18 protein-coding genes and 1 other annotated feature are annotated in these 22,733 nt (G+C 56.0%); of the genes, 5 read left to right on the plus strand and 13 right to left on the minus strand.

The features are described from left to right. Positions 1-118 precede the first annotated feature (118 nt). From ACNSPV_RS11815 to ACNSPV_RS11860, 10 genes are all read right to left on the minus strand, one after another. Complete coding sequence (locus ACNSPV_RS11815) at positions 119-529, minus strand: hypothetical protein (RefSeq protein WP_149794255.1); 411 nt, start codon at positions 527-529, stop codon at positions 119-121. A 90-nt stretch (positions 530-619) separates the two neighbouring features. Then, complete coding sequence (locus ACNSPV_RS11820) at positions 620-1,006, minus strand: hypothetical protein (protein ID WP_242702813.1); 387 nt, start codon at positions 1,004-1,006, stop codon at positions 620-622. 657 nt (positions 1,007-1,663) lie between these two features. Then, a complete protein-coding gene (gene pheT, locus ACNSPV_RS11825) occupies positions 1,664-4,075 on the minus strand; it encodes a phenylalanine--tRNA ligase subunit beta (protein WP_348583262.1) in 2,412 nt (803 codons plus the stop codon). A gap of 18 nt (positions 4,076-4,093) precedes the next feature. Further along, entirely contained in the window at positions 4,094-5,116 is a 1,023-nt protein-coding gene (gene pheS / locus ACNSPV_RS11830) for a phenylalanine--tRNA ligase subunit alpha (RefSeq protein WP_348583261.1), read from the minus strand. Positions 5,117-5,195: 79 nt separating this feature from the next. After that, positions 5,196-5,441 (minus strand) — a binding site (T-box leader). Between the two features lie 111 nt (positions 5,442-5,552). Next, positions 5,553-7,241 carry a glucosyltransferase domain-containing protein gene (locus ACNSPV_RS11835; protein ID WP_348583259.1) on the minus strand — a complete coding sequence of 563 codons (1,689 nt, stop codon included), beginning with the start codon at positions 7,239-7,241 and terminating at the stop codon, positions 5,553-5,555. Positions 7,242-7,371: 130 nt separating this feature from the next. Then, positions 7,372-8,553, minus strand: coding sequence for an FprA family A-type flavoprotein (locus ACNSPV_RS11840; protein ID WP_348583257.1), 1,182 nt, complete (start codon positions 8,551-8,553; stop codon positions 7,372-7,374). A 129-nt stretch (positions 8,554-8,682) separates the two neighbouring features. Next, complete coding sequence (gene rmuC / locus ACNSPV_RS11845) at positions 8,683-10,020, minus strand: DNA recombination protein RmuC (protein ID WP_348583256.1); 1,338 nt, start codon at positions 10,018-10,020, stop codon at positions 8,683-8,685. A 61-nt stretch (positions 10,021-10,081) separates the two neighbouring features. Further along, the gene (locus tag ACNSPV_RS11850; RefSeq protein ID WP_348583254.1) at positions 10,082-11,158 is read right to left on the minus strand and encodes an alpha/beta hydrolase; all 1,077 of its coding nucleotides are present in this window, start codon (positions 11,156-11,158) and stop codon (positions 10,082-10,084) included. A 15-nt stretch (positions 11,159-11,173) separates the two neighbouring features. Continuing rightward, positions 11,174-12,241, minus strand: coding sequence for an alpha/beta hydrolase (locus ACNSPV_RS11855; protein WP_348583253.1), 1,068 nt, complete (start codon positions 12,239-12,241; stop codon positions 11,174-11,176). 22 nt (positions 12,242-12,263) lie between these two features. Beyond that, the gene (locus ACNSPV_RS11860) at positions 12,264-13,331 is read right to left on the minus strand and encodes an alpha/beta hydrolase (protein ID WP_348583251.1); all 1,068 of its coding nucleotides are present in this window, start codon (positions 13,329-13,331) and stop codon (positions 12,264-12,266) included. Between the two features lie 208 nt (positions 13,332-13,539). Here ACNSPV_RS11860 and ACNSPV_RS11865 point away from each other — a divergent pair, with 208 nt between their 5' ends. Continuing rightward, on the plus strand, positions 13,540-14,058 hold the full coding sequence (locus ACNSPV_RS11865) for a GNAT family N-acetyltransferase (protein ID WP_348583250.1): 519 nt from the start codon (positions 13,540-13,542) through the stop codon (positions 14,056-14,058). Between the two features lie 73 nt (positions 14,059-14,131). Here the strand turns inward: ACNSPV_RS11865 and ACNSPV_RS11870 are convergent, their stop codons facing one another. The 3 genes from ACNSPV_RS11870 to ACNSPV_RS11880 form a co-directional block, all read right to left on the minus strand. Continuing rightward, positions 14,132-14,662: an HD domain-containing protein gene (locus ACNSPV_RS11870; protein WP_348583249.1), complete on the minus strand. Its 531-nt coding sequence runs from the start codon at positions 14,660-14,662 to the stop codon at positions 14,132-14,134. 35 nt (positions 14,663-14,697) lie between these two features. After that, entirely contained in the window at positions 14,698-15,138 is a 441-nt protein-coding gene (locus ACNSPV_RS11875) for a hypothetical protein (protein WP_339395114.1), read from the minus strand. Between the two features lie 108 nt (positions 15,139-15,246). Continuing rightward, the gene (locus ACNSPV_RS11880; RefSeq protein WP_348583247.1) at positions 15,247-16,026 is read right to left on the minus strand and encodes an alpha/beta hydrolase; all 780 of its coding nucleotides are present in this window, start codon (positions 16,024-16,026) and stop codon (positions 15,247-15,249) included. 314 nt (positions 16,027-16,340) lie between these two features. On the opposite strand from ACNSPV_RS11880, the gene htpG reads away from it, so the two are divergent. From htpG to galT, 4 genes are all read left to right on the plus strand, one after another. Then, entirely contained in the window at positions 16,341-18,269 is a 1,929-nt protein-coding gene (gene htpG / locus ACNSPV_RS11885) for a molecular chaperone HtpG (RefSeq protein ID WP_348583246.1), read from the plus strand. 152 nt (positions 18,270-18,421) lie between these two features. Next, the gene (locus tag ACNSPV_RS11890) at positions 18,422-19,519 is read left to right on the plus strand and encodes a 5-bromo-4-chloroindolyl phosphate hydrolysis family protein (protein WP_348583243.1); all 1,098 of its coding nucleotides are present in this window, start codon (positions 18,422-18,424) and stop codon (positions 19,517-19,519) included. Between the two features lie 409 nt (positions 19,520-19,928). Then, a complete protein-coding gene (locus ACNSPV_RS11895) occupies positions 19,929-21,215 on the plus strand; it encodes a galactokinase (protein WP_348583242.1) in 1,287 nt (428 codons plus the stop codon). Then, complete coding sequence (gene galT, locus ACNSPV_RS11900) at positions 21,212-22,711, plus strand: UDP-glucose--hexose-1-phosphate uridylyltransferase (RefSeq protein ID WP_348583241.1); 1,500 nt, start codon at positions 21,212-21,214, stop codon at positions 22,709-22,711. The genes ACNSPV_RS11895 and galT overlap by 4 nt, the downstream gene beginning before the upstream one ends. The last annotated feature ends 22 nt before the right edge of the window (positions 22,712-22,733 follow it).

Consider the following 22,733-nt stretch of genomic DNA (forward strand, 5'->3'; position numbering starts at 1 on the left):
GAATCGTCCCGTGGCCACAAATTTTCAATTCTTGAAAATTCTTGCCCCTTTGGGACAGCTTCTTGTTGGGGCGTGCCTGCCCCAAACCCTGCTAGAAACAAGTACGGCAAACTGGAATTTATCTGCTACCACTTTCTTCTCGTTTTCCAATTCCTTTTCTGTAATTTTCCATAAGCCTAACACAATGGTCTGCTATATTCTTCATTCCAAGTTTCTCGAAAAAAGCAACCTGCATTCCCATCATTTCTTCACAAACAACCATTTTCTGCTCATCTGCATTACTAATAGCGAGCCATGGGAATGCCTTATATCTTTTAGTGTCACCAATGAGAAAATTGTACCCTATCAACTTTTCTTCGCGAAAAACAAAATAGAATTGAGGTCCTGAACCCGGAACCGATTTTTCCATAATTCGCTGCATTGTTTTCACTCCGCCGTATGCTGGAATAAAACCTATTTGCGCAAGAGCGTTTAGAATATCAGTTCTTTTATCTGTAGGTATGTCTCTATAATTGATGATCTGCTCCATTTGCTTTGCCCTTGTTGGATTCCGATTTTTTGCTCTATTTGTTCTCCGCTAAATAGGAAATTAGCTTTCTGTTTAAAAGGCTGGAAGCTGTCACTTTATTTTTTGTTGAATCTTAGCCAAAATACTTTCTATTACAAGTGTTACCGTTATAAAGGCTCCTACAAAGGTGTAGTAGTTTAAACCATACATCAACGGCAAAAGAGAAACAACTACTGTAATAATTGAAAGGACAAACAATGCTTTGAGAACACTGTTCTTCTTCAATGAAAACAATGAAAGCAAGAAGATGGCAACGGTAAGTATGGCTGTAATAAGTGGGGCAAAATTTGCATAGCCAAACGGTGTAAGGCTAAAGTATGAGAATGTTTCTTTTACTCTTTCTGTTGGAGATGTTGCAAAAATGCAAACTGCTCCCAAAGGCAGCGATTCTAACACTATTGTTAAAGCCGGCAAAACCACTAAGCAAACTTTCTTCATGTTGTACATCTCCTTTACAAATTCCGATTTACTGGGCCAAACCAAGTATACCATATTCTCCAATGAAAGAATACCCCTATATAGGAGAATTTGGCCGATTTACTGCGTACATACGTACCAGAACCCTGTACGCACGTACGTAGCGATTTGCCCGAAACGCACTCTATACAGCCGTTCCCCCTCGGAGAGCCCACTACACTTTGCAGACCGCAGGGATGAAAGTGTCATAGTGGGTTATTACACTTCCGCAGAAGTGCCTTTTCCTCGCCGCAGACAGCCCGGTGCACCTTTGTGAGAGCTTTCTGTGCGGCGAATCTACATCGCCCACAGGCGATGTAAGCAGGGATTCCAAAGGGGCGCAGCACCCTTGGCACACGACTTTGGTACAAAGTCTAGTGTGTTACACCTTTCCAGAGGTGTATACGTTCCTGAAATGCAAAAAGCCCCATACCCAACACCTTAACGGTGCGGACATGGGACTTGATGTTTCCTCGGCCTAGCCGGGTACTCCGTAACCAATCCTGACAGGCAGTTGCCGTGTCATTTTTCGAAAACTGTTTTACGGATACCCAGCAGTATTCAACGTTCTCTTTTTTACGCAAAAAAGCCGCCTGCACATTCCTGCACAGACGGCCTTATATTACTTCTATAATAAAGTTAGCGGATCTCGATACCCAGCTTGAACTTCAGATTGCCGAGGATCTTCTTGACCACGCGCTCCACTTCCTCAGTGGAAACTTCCTTTTTCGGATCGGACAGAGACAGGGTGAACGCCATGCTCTTCTTGCCCTCGCCCAGATTTGCACCGCGATAGATATCGAACAGCTTGATTTCACCCACCAGAGGGCTGGCCTTCTTGATGGTTTCTTCGATCTCGCCGCAGGTAGTCTCTTCATCGCAGACCAGTGCCAGATCACGCTTGACAGCAGCATAGGGGCTGAGCGGCTGATAGCGCAGTTCACCATCCACGCAGGACATCAGGGCCTCGTAGTCCAGTTCACCCAGATAGATATTCTGGCTGTCCTTCTGATCCTTTGCAATTTCCAGCTCGCCGTTGATCTCGTTGGACAGTTTGCCGAATACACCCAGACGCTTGTCACCGCAGTAAACAGCGGCACTGATGCCGGGGTGCAGCCAAGAGGTGGTCTCGCGCTTGTAGTCAAAGCTCAGGCCAAAGCCGGCTGCCAGCGCTTCCAGTGCACCCTTGACGGTGAAGAAATCTTCTTCAGGGCCGAATGCGCCGATGCACAGGGTCTGGCGCTCGTGCGGATGCTCATTGATGGGCAGTTCCTTGGCAAGATACACCGGTGCCATCTCGAACAGACGGCCTTCCGTGTTGCCCTTCTTGAGATTGTCCACAATGACATTCAGCATGGAGGGAGCCAGCAGGGTACGCATGATGGACAGATTCTCACTGATGGGGTTCAGGATGCGGATGGCCTTGCGGGCAGCATCGTCCGCCGGGATGTGCAGCATATCCAGTTCTGCGTTGGAGTAGAAGGCCAGCGTAGAGGCCTCGTAGAAGCCCTGCGCAGCCAGCAGACGCTTGGTCTTGAGCTGCTGCTTCTGGTCGTAGTTCAGACCGCCGTTTGTAACGGAGGCGGTGTTCAGGAAGGTGGGCACGATGTGGTCGTAGCCGTACTCACGGATGACCTCCTCGGCCAGATCCGGGAAGCTCTCCACATCCTCGCGGTACAGGGGTGCGGACACGTCCCAGCTGCCATCGGCCTGTACATCCACCGTGAACTCCAGACGCTGCAGAATGTCGATCATGGTCTGATCCGGCACGGTGATGCCCAGCACGCCGCAAATCTTAGCCGGGGTGGTAACGATGTGCTTGCGCTCCATCGGGCGGCCATCGGTCAGGTCATATTCCAGCGTGGTGATGTCGCCGCAGTCCAGCTCCTGAATCAGGTGCAGGGCACGGGCAAGGCCCAGTTCAGGAGAGTGGCGGTCCACACCCTTCTCGTAGCGGGCGGAGGAATCGCTGTTCTGGCCCAGAGCGCGGCTGGTCTTACGCACGCAGTCGCGGGCGAAGGTGGCGCACTCAAACAGCAGGCTGGTGGTGTTCTCATCCATGCCGGAGTTTGCGCCGCCCATGATGCCGGCAAGTGCCACCGGCTTTTCGGCATCGCAGATGACCAGATTGTTGGGGTTCAGGGTAAATTCCTTCTCGTCCAGTGTGACGATCTTTTCACCTTCCTGTGCGCGGCGCACATCGATGGTGCGGCCGGCGACCTTGTTCAGGTCAAAGGCGTGCATGGGCTGACCCATTTCCAGCAGGGTGTGGTTGGTGATATCCACTACGTTGCTGATGGAGCGCAGGCCGCACAGAGCCAGATGGCGCTTCATCCAGCGGGGAGACTCGCCCATGCGGATGTTGCGCACATAGTGTGCCATGTAGCGGGGGCACAGATCCGGTGCCTCCACCTTGACGGTGATGGGCGCATCCGGCTCGCAGACAGCCTTGTAGTCCATGGCGGGCATGTGCAGGGGCTTGCCCAGAACGGCAGCCACCTCGCGGGCGATGCCCAGAACGGACTGGCAGTCCGGGCGGTTTGCGGTGATGGAGATATCAAAGATATAGTCATCCAGACCCACCACGGGGGCAATGTCGGTGCCGGGGACAGAATCCTCGGGCAGGATGAGCAGGCCGTAGACCTCAGAGCCCGGGAACAGGTCGTCGTTCAGACCCAGCTCTTCGCCGGAGCACAGCATACCGTTGGACTCCACGCCCTGCATCTTGCGGGCCTTGATCTTGATGCCGCCGGGCAGGGTGGAGCCATCCAGAGCAGCGGGCACGCAGTCGCCCAGCTTCATGTTGGCGGCACCGGTGCTGATGCGGATGTCGTGGCCGTAGTCGCCGCAGTCCACCACACACTTGGTCAGGTGGGTGCCCTCCTGCTTTTCCATCTCCACGATCTTGCCGACGACCACCTTACTGATGCCGGCATCCAGCGGGATCAGCTCTTCGACCTCAAAGCCGCAGGAGAAGAGCTTTTCCTCCAGTTCCTGCGCAGTAACGTCGATATCTACAAATTCTTTTAACCAGCTGAAAGGTACTTTCATTGTCTCTTCTCTCCCCTCTTATTCGTGGAACTGCTTGAGGAACTGCAGGTTGTTCTCGAACATCAGGCCGATATTGTTGATGCCATACTTCAGCATGGCGATACGCTCGATGCCGATGCCGAAGGCGAAACCGGAATACTCATCCGGATCGATATTGCAGTTCTCCAGCACCTTGCGGTTGACAACGCCGCCGCCCAGCACCTCGATCCAGCCGGTGTGCTTGCACAGCGGGCAGCCCTTGCCGTGGCACTCGAAGCAGCTCACGTCCACCTCCACGCTGGGCTCGGTGAACGGGAAGTAAGAAGGACGCAGGCGGGTGCGGGTGTCAGCACCGAACAGTTTCTGCACGAAGGTGTTCAGTGCGCCCTGCAGGTCGCCCAGCGTGATGCCCTTATCCACCACCAGACCTTCCATCTGGTGGAACATGGGGCTGTGGGTAGCGTCGGAGTCGGAGCGGAACACACGGCCGGGCATCAGGATCTTGATGGGCGGCTTCTGAACGTCCATGGTGCGGATCTGGCCGCCGGAAGTCTGGGTACGCAGCAGGAACTCCTCCGACAGGTAGAAGGTGTCCTGCATGTCGCGTGCCGGGTGATCCTTGGGCACGTTCAGACGGGTAAAGTTGTGGTCATCGTCCTCGATCTCCGGGAAGGTGCCCACCGAAAAGCCCATGCCGGAGAACACGTCGATGATCTGGTTGGTGATCAGGGTCAGCGGGTGCAGGCCGCCCATGGGGCGGGTCTTGGCGGGCAGCGTGATATCCACCGTCTCAGCGGCATTGCGGGCAGCAAGCTCTGCCTGCTTCACCTGTTCTGCGGCAGCGTCATAGTCTGCCTGCACCTTTGCCTTGAGTTCGTTGATGATCTTGCCCATGGCAGGACGCTCTTCCGGCGCAACGGTGCGCAGGTTCTTCATCAGGGCAGAGATCTTGCCGTTTTTGCTGAGGTACTCCTGCCAGAAGGAGGCCAGCGTTTCCTTGCCGGACACCTGACCAAGGCTTTCAGCGGCCTGTTTTGCCAGCTCGTCGATCATTGCTTGCATGGATGTTCTCTCCTTTATTCTTCGTGTTGATGAGCGGAGTGCAACAAAAAAGCTCCGTCCCCTGCCCGATTTCTCAGGCAAAAGGGACGAAGCTGTAATTCTTCTGCTCCGCGGTACCACCCGGTTTCCACCCGTGCACAGATGCCGGGCGGCTCTCAGAACGCCGTAACGGGGCGCAACCGTTCTGTGCTAGTGAGCTTCCGCCTTTCGCACAGACCGCTCAGGAGCGAACTTCAGCCAGCCCGCACACGGAAGCCCTTTCAGCCGGTGAAGCTTCTCTCTTTGCCGTGCGGTACAGACCTACTCTCTCCGTCGCTGCGTTTGGGAGTATTCAGGTTCATAACCATATGTATACTACCACATTTCGCGGAAGTTTGCAAGGGCTGCGCACGCAGTTTCCGCAAATGCCGCACTCAACCGCATTTTTCAGACAGGTTCATTCTTCCTCTTTCCACGGCTCATAAAAGCCATTGTCTACCTGCCCGAGTTCAAAAAAGCCCGACAGCGGCTTTTCTTCTTCCGCGCTGGTCAGCTCATCCTTGTAATCGTCCGAGATCTTGACGACCACCGTATCTCCGATCTGCCGGATATACCCCTCCTGCGGATAGATCGGCATCTGCTCCGTTTCGCTTTCCGCATAAACTTCAAGGTAACGTTCCACTCTTCCATAGGTAAAGTTGACCGGTGTGATATTCTGAAAAACGCTCTTCCACACCTGCCGGGCAACATCGGCGCCACCCCAGAATCGGCCTATCTGGGCATACGTGTTTGCATACAGGTAATATTCTCTCATCAGGAAAGCCGAGTTTGAACTGGGTCTACCCACAAACACCACCGGCAGCCGCTCTTCTCCGTCAAAATATCCAAAGTCGATCAGATCGTCCGCGATCCGGTCCGTCATGGTCTTTAGCGATTTTCTGCCTTCATACATCGCTTCCTGATCGACCGCCCTCATATAAACATTGCCGTATACGATAAGGCCTGCCAAAAGGACGGCCCCTCCGATAGCCGCCATCCTTAATTTTTCATTTTGAGGCTGTTCCTTCCGGGTCACATCCAGAAGCAAGATGCACAGAGGGATAAACAGATCCAGTGCCCCTGCCATCTGCAGATGCCAGGTTGCTTCGCTGGTAATCAACAACGTCACATTGCATATTGCCGGCAGCACTGCCAACGCCGCAGCGCTCAGCAAAATGTATTCCGGGTCTCTGCTCCGGACGACCCGCCAAAAGCGTTTTAACAGCCCGAATCCGACCAGCAAAACGATCAGCGCAAAAAAGCCCATGGCCTGCAGAATATTGTTCCGATACTGGTTCCGAAAAAAATAGATCCCAAAGATCTGGTATGCCCTTGCTACTCCTGTGGGCAGCCGCTTTAAAACATAAAGCGGTGAAACACTCGCAGCTCCGTTGTATTCTGACATCCGAGAGCCCGTAATCAGCAAAACGATCTTCAGGGTCAGATAATACAATACCACGCCAGCCGCCGCACTGCAAAGACTTTTTGCAATATGCCCATGAATCAGGCTGCGATCCGGCTTTTGAAACAGAAGCATGAGGAAATAGACCAGAAGGATCAGGCAGAAACTCCCGAGATTTGCCTGATACAGACCCAGACTCAGTGTCAGACACACTGTCCCCTGCACAACTGCTCTGACCTTATTTTCCGTGCGGATCACACAGTATGCTGCAGCAACCGAGAGAAAAAGCGATAATCCGAAGATCGGTGACATGTACCGATACGACAGTTGGATGCTGACCGATGCACTTGAGATAAATGCCATTCCCAGCAGATAGGTAAGAAACGAATCCTTTGTCGTAAAGAGCCTGCGCACCAGAATAAACGAAAGTGTCACGAGCGAGAGCGTAAGCAGCGAATTGATCGGGTCCGTCTGAACGCCAAACCTCAGCGCATCTGCAAGCGGCCAGAGCCATCTGCCGATAGAAAGTTCCCAGCCGCCGGCAATATAATATGTATCCATCCAAAGTCCGTCAAATGTATTTGTCAGTTTTTGACTCATTAGTGGAAAATACACCACAACAGCAAACCCAAGCATCACACAAAAATACTTTTTATCCGGGCCTTTCCACCATTGCAGCACATCCCTGTGTATCGATTTTAACACTCCTGAGCTCCTCCCACCATATGTTTTAGCTGTATTATATCAGACTTCTTTCGTCTGTTCAATGGCTGCAAAAAGGCCGCTACCCGCCGAGGCTCTCCGGCAGGCAGCGACCCTGTACAGACCATTCTGTTTACTTTTCCATGATCTCCGCAGCCAGAGCATCCATCTGGGCTTCTGCGGCGGCATTGGCAGCAGAACGGATGGTAACCACATTCTCACAGACCGTGATGTTCTTCATGCCTTCCAACTCGGCGCGCATGAGCTTTGCAGCCATGGGTGCCCAGGTGCCATTCTCCATCAGGCCGACCGTGCGGTTCTGGAAGCTCTTGGTCTTGAGGTGGGTCAGCAGATTCTCCATCGGCGGGAAGAGGAAGCCGTCATAGGTGGCGCAGGCCAGCACGATCTTTCCGCAGCGGAAGGCTTCGGTGACGGCATAGGACACATCAGTGCGGGTCAGGTCCATCTCCACTACCTTTGCGCCCTTTGCACGCAGCTTTTCTGCCATGAGGTGGGCTGCTGCACGGGTGTGGCCGTGGATGGAAGCACTTGCCACAAGGATCTTTTCCGGCTCCTCGGGCTTGTAGCTGGACCAGATGTCGTAGTAGTTCAGATACTTGCCCAGATCTCCGGTCAGCACCGGACCGTGCAGCGGGCAGATGGTCCGGATATCCAGAGCCGCTGCCTTTTTCAGCAGCGCCTGTACCTGCGGACCGTACTTGCCTACGATGTTCAGGTAGTAGCGGCGGGCTTCGCTGGCCCAGTCGGCCTTTTCGTCAAACTTTGCCACAGCGCCAAAGCGTCCAAAGCCATCAGCGGAGAACAGCACCTTCTCGCTGCTCTCATAGCTGACCATGACCTCCGGCCAGTGCACCATGGGGGCAAACACAAAGGTCAGGGTGTGGGTGCCAAGGCTCAGGCTCTCGCCGTCCTTCACCACCACGCGGCGCTCCTTTGCCACAGCATCAGCACCAAAGAACTGATCCATATACAGGAAAGTCTTGGCGTTGCCCACCACCTGCATCTCCGGATAGAGTGCCGCCAGCTTTGCGATATTTGCGCCGTGGTCCGGCTCCATGTGGGAGACCACCAGATAATCCGGCTTACGGCCTGCCAGAGCTTCGGTCAGGTTTTCCAGCCACGGCTCGGTGGCGCGGGCATCCACCGTATCCAGAACGGCGGTCTTCTCGTCCAGAATGACATAGGAATTATAGCTGACGCCGGTGGGCACCGGATACTGGCTCTCGAACAGGTCGATGGTGGTATCATCCACACCAACGCCCAGAATGGCTTCACTGATCTTGTTTACGCTCATAATGCTCGGTCTCCTTATTTATATTTTTATGCAGTGCCGCGTTTTTGCGGCGGTTGTTTCTGAGAACAGTTCCTATCATACCACATCGTCAGAAAAATCGCAAGGGATAACGCGGGAATATTCTGCGCATCAGAGCTCTTCCCCATTCTCCGGCAGACGTGCCGCCACCGGTCTGCCCGGCTCGTTGTCCAGCTCCAGCAGCGCGGCGGCAGTGCTTTCGTCCATGGTCTGCACCGCCCGCAGCTTGCGGCTGATGGCACGGCTGCGCACCCCGATGAGGTTATCCAGCTCTTCGTCGGTCTGGCGCAGACGCTGCTGCATCTTGGAAAGCCCCTGCCCGAACTTGTCAAATTCGGTCTTTACCGCACCCAGCAGCTGCCACACCTCGCCGGAGCGCTTCTGGATGGCAAGGGTCTTGAAGCCCATCTGCAGACTGTTGAGCAGCGCCGCCATGGTGCTGGGACCCGCGATGTTCACCTGATAGTCCCGCTGCAGCACTTCCAGCAGACCGGCGTTCACCACCTCGGCATACAGGCCCTCAAACGGCAGGAACAGGATGCCGAAGGCCGTGGTATAGGGCGGCTCCACATATTTTTCCCGGATGTCCTTGGCCTCGCTGCGCAGCACCAGCTCCAGTGCGTGGCGGGCGTTCTCCACGGCCTGTGCGTCGCCGGAAGCCTGCGCGTCCTGCAGGTGAGCATAGGTATCGCCGGGGAACTTGGAATCGATGGGCAGCCAGACCGTGCCGCCGTCCGCGCCGGGCATCCGGATGGCATATTCCACCCGCTGGGTACTGCCCGGGATGGTGGCTACATTGGTGTCGTACTGTTCCGGGGCAAGGATCTCTTCCAGGATCGCACCCAGTTGGATCTCGCCCAGAATGCCGCGGGTCTTCACGCCGGAAAGTACCTGTTTCAGCCCGCCCACATCGGCGGCAAGGTTCTGCATCTCGCCAAGACCCTTATATACCTGTTCCAGCTGGTCATTGACCGCTTTGAAGCTCTCGGTCACCCGCTTTTGCAGGGCATCCTGCAGCTGCTCGTCCACGGTATGCCGGATCTCGTCCAGCTTCTGGGCGTTCTGGGCCTGCAAGGTGGTCAGGCCCTCGGCAAGGGTGCGGCGCATCTCTTCCAGCTTGCGGGAATTAGAGGCTTCCAGCCCCTGGAGCCGCTGCTCCATGGTCTGCTGCTGACTGCCCTGCCCGGCAGCAAGGGCGGTGCTCATACTCTGCACCGAAGCCTGCAGCGTCTCGCTGATCTGCCCCATGGCGGCAAGGTTTTGCTGAGACATCTCTGCCAGCTTTGCTTCCATCTGACGGTTCTGCGCATCCAGCTGCTGGCGCAGCCATTCCTTCAGTTCCGTATCGTCCCGGCTGGCCGTCGGCTTTGCCGAGCGGTAGAGCAGCAGCGCCATCATCAGGCAGATGGCCACCAGCAGCACCGTGTAAAGAAATGCCAGAAATTCCATTTTCGTCTCCCATTGCAAAATCCGGGCTGTGCAGCTGCAAAGCCCGGATCTGCGTGTTTTTTTATTTTGTCTGTTCTTTCCAGAATGCAACAGCCTCGTTCAGCCATCCTTCTGCATCGGTGCCGCGTCCTGTAGAAATCGAATGCGGCGCGTTATCATACACATGGCTGACATAGGGCACGCCGTTCTTCTCCATCGCTTTTTGAAGCTGCGGAATTTGTGCGTACCAGTCCATCAGCATAAGCGTCAGGTCATTTTTGCCACACCAGAAAAAGGTCGGTGGATAATCCGGCGTTATATAGTCCGACACATTCATATCGTAATACCGCTGTGCAAGCACATCGGGATCCAGCAGGATCCGATAGCCCGGTTTCAGTTCCCGGAATGTATTTACCGGATAACCCAGCAGCAGAGCACCAGGCTTTGGCAAGCCGTAGTTCCGGTATCCCACTGCATCCGTACCGAACAGACCGGTGATCTGTCCGCCGGAAGAGTATCCGATCACCGCATACTGCTCCGGCTGCACATCAAACTGCTCTGCATGTGCGGTGATATACTGCACTGCCCGCGCCACATCTTCCATGGGTGCGTTGCCACCTGCCCGTATCCCGATACGGTAGCGCAGCACAAACGTAGTATAGCCCATCTGGTTCATCTGCCACGCCGTAGATATGCCCTCGCGGATCTCGGCGCTGGTAATCAGGGCATTTCCACCCAGCACCAGTGCATATTTCCGGTTTTTCGTTTCTCCCTGCGCCGGAAAATAGTATAGTTCCACAACGTCCCGGCTGGTGTCCTGCGCAATTTCCTCTGCCGTATACAGCGGGTAGGTGATCTGGATGCCCGCATTATAATTCCGGATCAACTGATTGAGGCCCTCTGCCGCATCCTGTGCCGTCCACTGGTTGGAGAACTTTTCAAGTTCCTGTGTACCCCAGTAGGCTTGTTTCAGGGTGCAGTCCTGCTCACGCGAGTAGGTGTACAGACCGGAGCCCACGATGCTGGGATTTTCCCTCAGCTCATTCATCGTGGTCTGCGGGGTAATATTGGCTTCACCGTATTCTGCCGCCCATGCGGGCAGTGCCAGAGCCAGCAGCATCCCGATGCACACTGCAGCTGTACAGAGTTTGCGTTTCATTGCCGCGCCTCCTTTTTATCTGACCTGTTCTTCCCAGAACGCAACAGCCTCGTTCAGCCAGCCTTCGGCGTCTGTGCCACGCCCTGTGCCAATGCTGTGTCCCGCATTTTTATACACATGCATCTGGTATGGCACACCATGTGCCTGCAAAGCTTTTTCAAAGGCAGGGCCCTGCTTCCGCAGGTCCATCAGCGGCAGGATGATATCATTTTTGCCATACCAGAAGTACACCGGCGGGTAATCATCCGTTACCACATCGGCTACACTGGAACAGTAAAAGCGCCAGCCGCACTCGCCCGGATCCATCAGCACATGATACAGCAGCTTGACCTCGTTGAAGTTGATGACCGGATAGGCCATAAGCAGCGCACCGGGCTTGGGCACACTGTATCTGCCCCAGCCGACCTCCTCGTTGCAGAACAGTCCAGCCAGCTGTCCGCCAGAGGAAAACGCTGTAATGGCATACCCTTCTGCCTGTACGCCGAACCGCTCTGCATTCTGCGTGATGAACTGCACAGCGCGGCCAATATCGTCCAGCGGCGCATTGTCCGTTGCATCCAGAAAAGAACGATACCGCAGCACAAATACGGTATAACCCATCGCATGCAGCTGGCTGGCAGCAGAGCCACCCTCTTCCATTTCTGAGGTGATGGTGCTTCCGTTGCCTGGCAACACTATCGCATAGCGCCCGCCGGATTCTTCCGCCGGGTAATAAAACAGCTGCACCATGCCCAGAGAAGAATTTTCCGCAATTTCTTCCGGAGTGTACACCTGCCATGTGACCTGTACGCCCTTATTGTAGTTTTCGATCACAAGGTTCATCGCATCCGCGCAATCATAGACCAGCTGTGGTTTTGCATACTGGGCCAGTGTTTTATTGTTCCAGTAATTGCTTTCGATGGGCAGCATTTCCCTGCAGTAAGTATAGTATCCGGAAGCTTTCAATGATGGGTTTTCCCGCAGTTCCCGCATGGTAGTCTGCGGTGTGATATTGGGCTCGCCCAGCTCTGCCGCAAATGCAGGCTGTGCCAGCAGGAACAGGAATCCCAGACTCAGCAGCACCGCACGAAATCGTTTTTTCACAGCAATCCCCTTTTTCTGTCGGTTATTTACACTGTTCCTCCCAGAACTCAGTAGCCAGCTTGATCCATCCGTCCGCATCGGTGTGACGGCCCGGGCCAATGGCGTGCGGGGCGTCCTCATACACCACGCACTGATAGGTCGCACCGCTCTCCTTCAGGGTCTTTTCCAGCAGGGGGCCCTGCTTTTCGTAGTTCATGCACTCCATGTAATAATCGTTTTTGCCGTACCAGAAGAAGGTGGGGGTGTAATTCTTGTTTACCACATCCGAGATGTTGGTCCAGTAGTAACGCCAGCCGATGATAAGCGGGTCGATGGCAATGTGGTACAGCGGCTTTACCTCATAGAAATCGTTGATGGGATAACCCAGCAGCAGTGCTGCCGGCTGAGGAATGCCAAAGGCCTTGTAGCCGAACCGCTCGTTGTCCGAGCCGATCAGTCCCACGATGTGTCCGCCGGACGAGAAGCCCATCAGGGCATAGTTCTCGCGCTGGACACCGAACTGCTCTGCATTTTTAGTCAGATACTTCACGGCATTGGCAATGTCGTACAGCGGCGCGTTGTCGGAAGCATTCAGGAACGAACGGTACCGCAGCACAAACACCGCATAGCCCAGATCGTGCAGCTGGTTCGCGATGGATGCGCCCTCGTTCAGCTCTGCCGTGGTGTTGCCTCCGTTGCCAGGCACCACGACCACATATTTGGCGTTTTCCGTTTTTGCCGGGAAATAAAACAGCTGCACCATGCCCAGCGCCGGGTCTGCCTCGATCTCTTCCGGTGTATACACCTGCCATGTGACCTGCACGCCCTTGTTGTAGTTCTCGATCACAAGGTTCATGCCCTCGGCGGCATCCTCAGAGGCCGCCCAGCTCACATAGCCCTTGATCGGCGTGTTGTCGTATTTTGTGCTGCCCTCGATCCACTCGTTACAGTAGGTGTAAAAGCCCGAACCCTTGATGCTGGGGTTTTCCCGCAGCTCCTTCATCGTGGTCTGCTCTGTGATGTTCGGCTCTCCAAGCTCTGCTGCAAAAGCCGAAAGTGACAGGCACGCCAGCATTCCCAGCGCACACAGTGCCGTTCTGATCCATTTCATGTGTCAATGTCCTCCGTTCTGCAGCGGCGGTCTCTGCGCCGTGCTCTTGTTTATATGTTTTATTGTATCACAAACCTGCCTGATGTCAAAGACATTTCTGTGCAGTGCGGCGCTTGTACCGCACTGCAAATTCTGCTATACTGAAATCGGTCATTTTTGAGAGTTGAGGGTATGGGCAGGCTTCTGCCTGTCCGCTGGGAAATTGCATATGAGCAAGATCACGATCCGGCCCATGGAGCCGGAAGACTGGGACGCCGTTTCCAGAATCTATTTAGAGGGCATCGCCACAGAACATGCCACCTTTCAGACTACCTGCCCCCCATACGCTGCGTGGGATGCCTCCCACACAAAGGACTGTCGGCTGGTACTGCTGGTGAACGATGTCATTGCCGGGTGGACCGCACTGCACCGGGTAGACCCGCGCTGGTGCTACCGCGGCGTAGCTGAGGTGAGCATCTATGTGGGGGAGCAGTTCCGCGGCCATGGACTGGGCTGTCATCTGCTGGCCGAGTTGTGCCGTCAGGCCGAAGAGGCCGGCTACTGGACCCTGCAGTCCACCGTGCTGCAGGATAATGCTGCCAGCCGTGCCCTGCACACCAAGTGTGGCTTCCGTCTGGTAGGCCGCCGCGAGCGCATTGCGCGGGACTGTCATGGCCGCTGGCTGGACACCTTCCTCATGGAGCGCCGTGCCGCTGCGGATGAGCCGGAGGGCTACAAAAAGCTGTGAGATGCAAAAAAGGACTCTGCACCTTGACGATGCAGAGTCCTTTTTTGTTTCGCTTATTTACCAGCAGGCAGGCTTACCACTCTTCGCCATCGACTTCCACGCTGCCGTCTACCACAGCACCGGCGTGGGAGCGCTGGAACATGCTCTCTACCACAGCGCAGTACTTATCTGCCAGACAGACGATAATGGCCTCACGGCAGGTGGGTACATGACGGAAGGTCAGCGGCCACATGTGGCTGGAAATGATGCTCTGTTCCTTTTTGGTGATGCCGAACACACGCTCTGCATTGATGCAGGCACAGCCCGGGTGCGAGAAGCCGTGCATCTCAAACAACCGGCGCAGGCCGTGGAAGGTGCCCTTGTTATGCCAGTCATACAGATAAAAATCATGCAGCAGGGCCCCCACCGCCAGCGAGGTCTCGTCGGCGTGCAGACGCAGACGGCGGTTGAGCCAGAAGCTCACCAGCGCCACATTCTTGCAATGCTGGTAGGTGGTGACAGAACCGTGCTGGATATACTCCCGCATCCGCTGTACATCCGGGTGATGATCGTATTTTTCTACGATGGCATAAAGCTGTTCGCGCTCGATCTCAGAAAGCTGCATGCTGCAAAATTTCCTTTCGCTTTAAGGTGATGTTTTCAGGAACGAAGCTGAACCGGATTGGAATTGCCGAAGTTTTCTGCGCTGGAAGGGTTCTCCCGCTTGAGGGAAAGATCTACCAGATACTGCTTGCCGTCGCCCAGTTCTTCCAGCTGGGCCAGCTTTGCGTTTGCAGCCGCTTCGTCCGGATACCACTGGATCAGGAAGAAGTTCTCTTCCTCCACCCCGTAGTACAGCCACTGGCCGTCGGCACGCAGCCAATCGTCCAGATGATCCACCTCTTCGCCGTCCGGCAGGCCAAGGCCTTCTTCGGCGTAAAGGTTTTCCGGTTCCACCTGCAGCATTTCGATCACCTGAATGGAGCTTTGCAGGTATTCGTCCTGCGAGACTGTCTTGTCCGAAAGCTCCCATCCGGTAAGAAATGCCTGCATGAGCAGGTCGCGCACAGAAACACGCGGCAGGGTCGGGTCCATAACCATAGGTATTCCTCCTTGAGTTTGTCCCTGCTGACCAGTATACGTCAAAGGTTTATGCAAGTCAACAGTTTAATTGTAAATTTTTTGTAGGTTCGTTCAAATATGTCAGACTTATCCAACCGACCAGTCAAAAGTGTCTCCCAGCCATTCCACTGCCAGTTTCACCCAGTGATGCCGGTGGCGGCTGGGCTGATCCACCTCTGCGGTGCTGATGCTGGTGCCGTGCACCCCCTTTTCAAACAGATGCGCCTCGCAGGGTACACCTGCCCTGTGCAGGGCGCTCACCATCATCAGTGTGTTTTCCACCGGAACGGTGGCGTCCTCCATGGTGGCCCACACGAACACCGGCGGCGTCTGCGGCGTGATCTTATCCTCCAGACCGAATGCCTGCTGTGCCGCCGGGTCGGTGCTGCCCGCCAGCTGCACAAAGCTGCCGCGGTGGGCATACTGCCCTGCCGTGATCACCGGATAGCCCAGGATCACCGCATCGGGCCGGGGCTGGGCGCGCTCCCCGGGAATGTCCAGCACAGCACCGGAAAGTGCCAGATGGCCGCCCGCCGAAAAGCCGCACACTGCGATCTTTTCCGGCAGGATATGCCACCCGGCCGCGTGCTGCCGCACAAGGCCGATGGCCTGTGCCAGCTGGCGCAGCGGCAGATAGTCCGCTGCCTGTTCGCAGATGGCGTAGTCCAGCACAGCGGCATGATATCCCGCTGCTGCAAACTGCAGTGCCACCGGGTCGCCCTCCCGGGCGCTGACGTGGGTATAGCCGCCGCCGGGCACCACCAGCACCAAAGGCCGGTCGATGGCCTTCGGCATCCGTTCGCAGGAATCCCGCAGATAAACAGTCAGCGTTCCGCCGCCTTCCAGTTCCAGCTGCTTCAGCTGCATGATATTTTCCCCCTTCGGAAATGATCTTCGGGGTTCATTATAGCACAAAACGCTTTCATTTGAAATACGATTCAAACCCGTCTTTGTGTGCACCACGGTCATCTATAATGGCAGTTCCGTTTTAATTGGCAGGCACAAAAGGTCTGCACAGACCGCAGGCCGCTTCCGATTTTTAAACTTTTTATGAAAGCCCTTGATTTTTGCCGGGAAGCGGTGTATATTAGCACTCGAAAGTCATGAGTGCTAAGCATTCCGAAGTGTTCCAGCTTCCCGAGTGCCCGGCGCTGAATATAGATAAAAAGAGGTCTTGCATTATGGCTAAGAAAGAATTTCAGGCTGAAAGCAAAAAACTGATGGATATGATGATCAACTCCATCTACACCAATAAGGAGATCTTCCTGCGGGAGCTGATCTCCAACGCATCGGATGCCATTGATAAGCTCTACTATAAGAGTCTGACCGATCCCTCCGTGGGCATGAACAAGGGCGATTTCCACATCCTCATCACCCGCGACAAGGATAACCGCATCCTGACCATCGAGGATAACGGCATCGGCATGACCAAAGAGGAACTGGAACAGAATCTGGGCACCATCGCCCACTCCGGTTCTCTGGACTTCAAGAAAGACAACAAGGACGAGAACATCGACATCATCGGTCAGTTCGGCGTGGGCTTCTACTCCTCCTTCATGGTTGCCGACAAGGTTACGGTCATTTCCAAGGCCTATGGCTCGGATGAAGCATGGCAGTGGGAGTCCTCCGGCGTGGACGGCTACGAAATGACCCCCGCCCAGAAGGACACCGCCGGCACCCAGATCATCCTGCACATCAAGCCGGACACCGAGACCGACCACTACGATAATTTCCTGGATGAATACGGCATTGTTGCCATCGTCAAGAAGTACAGCGACTATGTGCGCTACCCCATCCAGATGGAGCGCCAGCACGAGCGCCAGAAGCCGGAACCGGACCCCAAGCCCGAGGATTACAAGCCCGAGTGGGAGAGCTACACCGAGCTGGAGACCCTGAACAGCATGGTGCCCATCTGGAAAAAGCAGAAGAGCGAAGTGACCGACGAGGAGTACGCCAGCTTCTATAAAGAGAAGTTCAACGATTATACCGACCCCGCTCGTGTCATCGTCAGCCGCACCGAGGGCACCGCGAACTACAACGCCCTGCTGTTCGTACCCAGCCACCGCCCCTACGATTTCTACACCAAGGATTACGAGAAGGGTCTGGCCCTGTACGCATCCGGTGTGCTCATCATGGAGAAGTGTGCCGACCTGCTGCCCGATTACTTCAGCTTCGTCAAGGGCATCGTGGACAGTCAGGATCTGAGCCTGAATATCAGCCGCGAGATGCTGCAGAAGGACAACCAGCTCAAGCTGATCCACAACGCTCTGGAAAAGAAGATCAAGAACGAGCTGCACGCCATGCTGGCCAACGACCGCCAGAAGTACGAGGAATTCTGGAAGGAGTTCGGCCGTCAGATCAAGTTCGGCGCTTACTCCGACTACGGCATGCACGCCGAGCTGCTGCGCGACCTGCTGCTGTTCTGGTCTGCCAAGGAGCAGAAGATGGTCACTCTGCAGGAGTATGTGGACAAGATGCCCGCTGAGCAGAAGTATATCTACTTTGCTGCCGGTGATTCTACCGACCGTCTGGCAAAGCTGCCCGCCGCTGAGCTGGTCATGGATAAGGGCTATGACGTCCTGCTGCTGACCGAGGATGTGGATGAGTTCTGCCTGCAGATCCTGCGCAGCTATCCCCGCAAGGATGCCGAGGGCAAGGACGGCACTGTGGAGTTCAAGAATGTCAACAGCGGCGATCTGGGCCTTGAGACCGAGGAAGAGAAGAAGGCCGCCGAGGATGCCACCGCCGAGAACAAGGCTCTGTTCGACACCATGAAGGATGCTCTGGACGGCAAGGTGAAGGAGGTCAAGGTCTCCACCCGTCTGAAGGATCACCCCGTGTGTCTGAGTGCCGACGGCCCGCTGTCCATCGAAATGGAAAAAGTGCTGTCCAAGCAGCCCGGCAGCGAGGGCGTAAAGAGCGACAAGGTGCTGGAGCTGAATGTCAACCACCCCGTGTTTGCCGTGCTCAAGGCCGCACAAGAGGCCGGTGACACCGACAAGCTCAAGAAGTACAGCGCTCTGCTGTATGCACAGGCGCAGCTCATTGAAGGCCTGCCGGTGGATGACCCTGCCGCTTACGCGGAGGCCGTCTGCAGCCTGATGAAGTAACGTTTCCCGGAAAACAGCGGTCTTACTCCCCTGCTGTTTTCGTACGCATCGATATTTACCCCTTAACAAAAAGACCGTGCTCCGCTATAATAGAGTGGAACGCGGTCTTTTTCTGTTTTGAACTGTTTTTGATACATTGAGAGGTCTTATCCATGCAGCCAAAGAAGCACTATTTTGCGCATATCCCTACCATTGCCATTTTTATTGTGTTTGCCATGTCGGCACCGCTGGGCGTGCTGCTGTTCATCTTAAAAAGCATCGACAAAAACGCCGAAAAAGAAGAACAAGCCGCTGCACAGGCGCAGGCAGACTATCGTTCCGACCTCGGCCCCGCCCCTGCGCAGACGGCACCCCGGCAGGAAACCGAGCCAACTTACGGCCACGATGTTCCCACCAAAGAGCAGAAGGATGCCAAGGAGCGGCACAAGCTCCTTACCACCCTGTGCACCATCGGCGGTGCCGTCTTTCTGTTCGCGGGCTTCAGCACCCTGTTCATGGATGGTGCTGACAGCATGATGGAGGCGTTTACAGCCATCGCCCAGATGCTGGGCGGCGGCGCTGCTCTGCTGACCGGTCTGCGCATGGACCGCACCCGCAAGCTGGAACGCCTGCTGGACAAGATCGCAGGCGACCGCGACAACATCCCGCTGGACGAGCTGTTTGCCGCCGCAGGCATCGATGCCGCAAAGGGGCGTGCTGCGGTGGAAAGCGCCATTTCTCACGGTTACTTCGGTGCCGACGCCTACATCGACAACCGCACCGCTACCCTTGTGGTGCGCGGTGCTGCGCCCCAGCCGCCCAAGCAGCCGGAACCGAAGCCCGCACCGGAACCAGCGGACCAGTACGCCGCCCTTCTGCAGCAGCTGCGGCAGGCCAACGATGCCATTCCTGACCCGGTGATGACCGCCAAGATCAGCCGTCTGGAAGCGGTCAGCGCCCGCATCTTTGAGCTGGCAAAGCAGGACCCCGGCAAAAAGGCGCAGCTGCAGAAATTCATGGACTACTATCTGCCCACTGCTCTCAAGCTGCTGAACACCTACGCCAGCCTTCCCGCGCAGGATGTGCAGGGCGAAAACATCGCCGATGCCAAAAAGAACATCGAGCGCAGCATGGACCTGCTGGTGACCGCCTTTGAAAACCAGCTGGACAAGCTGTTCCAGTCCGACGCGCTGGATGTCTCCGCCGATGTGGCTGCACTGGAAGGAATGCTGAACATGGACGGCCTGACCGGCAGCGACTTTGCAAAATAACCGCTCAGGCGGGATCTTTTATCATAGGAGGCCGGGGCTGCTGCACCAGACGATGTGCAGCAGCCCCGGCTTTTTCATTTCACCGGAAGGGTCATGGCTGTCAACGGCATCGATCCATCTGTCCGACGCAAATCTCCATGCCGTGCAGTGTTTGTCCACCTTGCGCAAAGCACCCGATTCACAGGCGTTTTCCACAATGGTTTTTCCGTTTCTAAATCGATTTTATTTCAATCGTCTATTTCCCTTCCGATGCCGGATTTTATACTTTTTGCAACTTTTCATTCAGATGCAACAATAACACATGGTTTTTTTCGTCCGGATTTTATATGATAAAGGCAGAAGTGTGCAGAGCGTCCTGTATGCTGCCCTGTACTTGCAGTTCCAACCCGCTCAAAAGGAGGACTATCCTATGATGAAATCTGTTTCCGCATGGAAGCAGGAGCTTTCCAGCGGCGCACACGCTGCCCGTTTGGCATCGCTGTACTGCTGTGCACCCGAAGAGACCGCCCCGCAGGCTGCCCGCTACGAAGCAGCCCTGAACGGTCTGGAGACCACCTTTGGCCCCCATGCCGAAGCCGGCCTTTACAGCGCACCCGGCCGCACCGAGATCGGTGGCAACCACACCGACCACCAGCACGGCCGCGTTCTGGCCGGCAGTGTGAACATTGATATGATCGCCGCCGCCGCGCCCAACAGCCTGAACCAGCTGCGTGTGCAGAGCGAGGGCTACGACCTGTGCATTATCAGCCTTGACGACCTGACCGCCCGTAAGGAAGAGGAAAACACCACCATCTCCCTTCTGCGCGGCGAGTGTGAGGCGTTCCGTCAGCGCGGCGCAGAGCTGGCCGGCCTGGATGTGTACATTTCTTCCAACGTGCCCAAGGGCAGCGGCGTTTCTTCCTCTGCCGCCTTCGAGGTGCTGATCGGCGTCATTCTGAACGACTGCTTCATGACCGATAAGGTCTCCCCCATCGAGATCGCGCAGATCGGCCAGTGGGCAGAAAATGTCTACTTTGGCAAGCCCTGCGGCCTGATGGATCAGATGGCTTCCAGCGTGGGCAACATCATCACCATCGATTTTGCCGACCCTGCCCACCCCGATGTGGAGCCGGTGCCGGTGGATTTCTCCAAGGCCGGTCTTGCGCTGTGCATTCTGGACTCCTGCGCAGACCATGCTGACCTGACCGACGAATACGCCGCCGTCCCCGCCGAATGCCGCGCTGTGGCCGCTGTGTGCGGCGGCGAGGTGCTGCGGGATGTGCCCTTCGAGACCTTCCTTGCAAAGCTGCCGGAATGCCGCAGGCAGTGCGGCGACCGCGCGGTGCTGCGTGCCTTCCATATTTATGCCGACAACGACCGTGTGGCAAAACAGGTCGCTGCTCTGCGCGAGGGTGATTTCGGCACTTTCCTGCGTCTGGTCAGCGAATCCGGCCACAGCAGCTGGGAATACCTGCAGAACGTCATCCCCGCCGGGTATAAGGAGCATCAGGAAATGGGCGTGACCATTGCTGCCGCCAAGCATTACCTGAACGGCAAGGGCGCGGTCCGCGTGCATGGCGGCGGCTTTGCCGGTACCGCTCAGGCTTTTGTGCCGGTGGAAATGTTGGCTGATTTCAAGAAAAACATGGAGGCCATCCTCGGCGAGGGCCGCTGCCATGTGCTGAGCATCCGTCCCGAAGGAGGCGCTGTCCTGTGATCTCTACTGCCATCCAGCAGCTCGTGAATTACGGGCTGGACACCGGGCTCATCCTGCCCGATGACGAAATCTATATCCGCAACCAGCTGCTCATGACCATGCAGCTGGACGATTTTACGGCACCCGAGGGTGAGGTGTGCTACACTGATCTGGAAAGCATCCTGAAAACGTTGGTGGACGACGCCGCAGCCCGCGGCGTGTGCGAGGATAATTCTACCGCCCGCGATTTGTTCGACACCAAACTCATGGGTGTGCTGACTCCGCGTCCCAGCATCGTGCGCGCCAATTTTGAGGAGCGCTACGAAAACGAAGGCCCGCAGGCCGCTACCGACTGGTTTTATAAGTTCAGTCAGGATACCGATTATATCCGCCGCTACCGCATCAAGCGGGATCTGAAATGGGTCACCAAGACCTCCTACGGTGATCTGGACATCACCATCAACCTCTCCAAGCCGGAGAAGGACCCCAAGGCCATTGCCGCCGCAAAGCTGGCCCCCCAGAGCGCCTATCCCAAGTGCCAGCTCTGCGCTGAGAACGAGGGCTATGCAGGCCGCATGAACCACCCCGCCCGCGAGAACCACCGCATCATCCCGCTCACCATCAACGACAGCGCGTGGAACCTGCAGTACAGCCCTTACGTCTACTACAACGAGCACTGCATCGTGTTCAATAATCTGCACACCCCCATGAAGATCGAGCGTGCCACCTTCCGCAAGCTGCTGGACTTCGTGGGCCTGTTCCCCCACTATTTTGTGGGCAGCAACGCCGACCTGCCCATCGTGGGCGGCAGCATCCTGAGCCACGACCATTTTCAGGGCGGTCATTACGAGTTTGCCATGGCCAAGGCTCCCATTGAAAAGAAGTGGGTGTTCCCCGGTTTTGAGGACGTGGATGCCGGTATCGTGCACTGGCCCATGAGCTGCATCCGCCTGACAAGTGAGGACGACAGCCGCCTTGTGGAGCTGGCGGACAAGATCCTGACCGCATGGCGCGGCTATTCTGACGAGAGCTGCTTTGTCTTTGCCGAGACGGACGGCGAACCCCACAACACCATCACCCCCATCGCCCGGATGCGGGACGGCAGATACCAGCTGGATCTGGTGCTGCGCAACAACATCACCACCCCGGAGCATCCGCTGGGCGTGTTCCACCCTCATGCAAAGCTGCACCACATCAAAAAGGAGAACATCGGTCTGATCGAGGTCATGGGCCTTGCCGTGCTGCCCAGCCGCCTGAAAAAGGAAATGGCTGAGCTTGCCGATGTGCTGGTCTCCCGCACACCTGCAGCCCAGTACCCCGAAGAGCTGCAGAAGCATGCCGAGTGGGCCGAGGACATCCTTGCCCGTCACCCGGAGCTCAGCGCCGACAATGTGCACCCCATCCTGCAGGATGAGATCGGTCAGGTGTTCGCCGAAGTCCTCGCCGATGCCGGCGTCTACAAGCTGGACGAGGCTGGCCGTGCAGGCTTTGTGCGGTTCCTCGCAAGCGTGCATTGATCTTTTAAGATAGTCGCTCTCC

This window comes from Faecalibacterium sp. 3, assembly GCF_048323735.1.
Classification (GTDB): Bacteria; Bacillota; Clostridia; order Oscillospirales; family Ruminococcaceae; genus Faecalibacterium; species Faecalibacterium wellingii.